This window comes from Bartonella sp. EBT8, from assembly GCF_055796165.1.
In genome coordinates, this window is record NZ_JBTTDJ010000076.1 from 1 (window position 1) to 1,288 (window position 1,288).

Below are 1,288 nucleotides of genomic sequence, written 5' to 3' on the forward strand. Positions count from 1 at the left end.
TGCTTGACGCTTTTGATGCGCCATTCTGCTGGTATATAAGGACGAAAAGGGGGCTCTTGAATAAGTTTTGCCTCTGCTTGCACAAAGGGATCACCACCAATATCACAGGAGAAAGAAGATTTACCCCGTGATGATTTGTTACGATAAGCAGCAATCGCCGCAACAGCCTCTGATTGATTATGGTAGGTATATTTGAGTTCATGAAACGGCTGATTACCGGATTTGACTTCTTTCTTTTCACCACTGCGTAGATCATAATAGGTTGCGATAACACCGCCTTTTTTTTCTTCTTGCTTCTCCGCTTCTTTTTCTGTTTTTTCTCCTGTCTCTGGTTCAGATGGATCTGGTAGATCATTTTTATCCATATGGATGGCGTTTTCATCATCATCCATTTCTTCTGGTGCACGTGCATCTGCTGCGGCTTTTTGGTCCTCACCACCATCCGTTTCTAAACCATTGGCTGCACCTGCTTCATCCCGTGCGCTGTATTTAAAATCCCAAGATGTGCACTGTTTCTCATGGATGACAACAACGGGGAGTGTCTCGCCGGTGATGGCTTTTCCTTCTCCCCGTTTGGCAAGGACAAGCTTACCATCAACAGGCTTTGCTACTGCATCATATGCCTCTGCAAGGCGGGCGGCAAAAGCCATATCGCTTTCAGCCGTTTGATCAATATGACGCACAACAATTTTCGCAAGAGAAGGGTCAATCTTTGCGGTATAACCATTGCGCTGTGCGATTTCTTGAACAATATGGCCAAGTGTTTGTTGGTGATAAGATTGGCTTTTTGGTGTTCTATAAGAGGTGTTCATCGCCGCGGCGCGTCCTGTAACAGTTAAGCTTTGTGGTGGACTGCTCACGGAGATCTCGTCTATCAGATATGCCCCCATATCGCGTATTTTGCCGCCTTCATAGCCAAGTGTTATGGAAAGAACTGTTCCGATGAGGGGTATATCGAGAAAGCCATTATCACTATTTCGTGCACGGTCATCAAGCTCTATGGTGATCCGGTCGCTTTTGTCTTCTGCTTCATCAGTAATTTCAATTGATAAAACATAATCCATAAGAGTTTTGGTAATATCTTCTCCATTTGCCATAACCATGCACAAAGGTTTCATGATTTGCTTCCCCAAATTCTAATCACGGGTGTGGCTTTGGGATAGGGCAGGGATGGTAAAATGATTGTGATGCCTGCTGTCAAGATGGGACCATAGTCTGCAAGCCCAAAATTTGCTGCATAGACACGTTCAACAGCAAGGGCTTGTTGACCTTTGGCATAATATTTCCA

At 44.8% G+C, this 1,288-nt stretch carries 2 protein-coding genes; both read right to left on the reverse strand.

Annotation, left to right across the window (positions count from 1 at the left end; all coding sequences use genetic code 11):
- Window positions 1-1,118, reverse strand: a 1,118-nt coding sequence (locus AC0QT4_RS09150; protein WP_473201355.1) for a phage late control D family protein, incomplete at its 3' end; no start/stop codon positions are given.
- A partial coding sequence (locus AC0QT4_RS09155; protein ID WP_473201356.1) for a tail protein X occupies window positions 1,115-1,288 on the reverse strand: 174 nt, incomplete at its 5' end. The genes AC0QT4_RS09155 and AC0QT4_RS09150, both read right to left, overlap by 4 nt.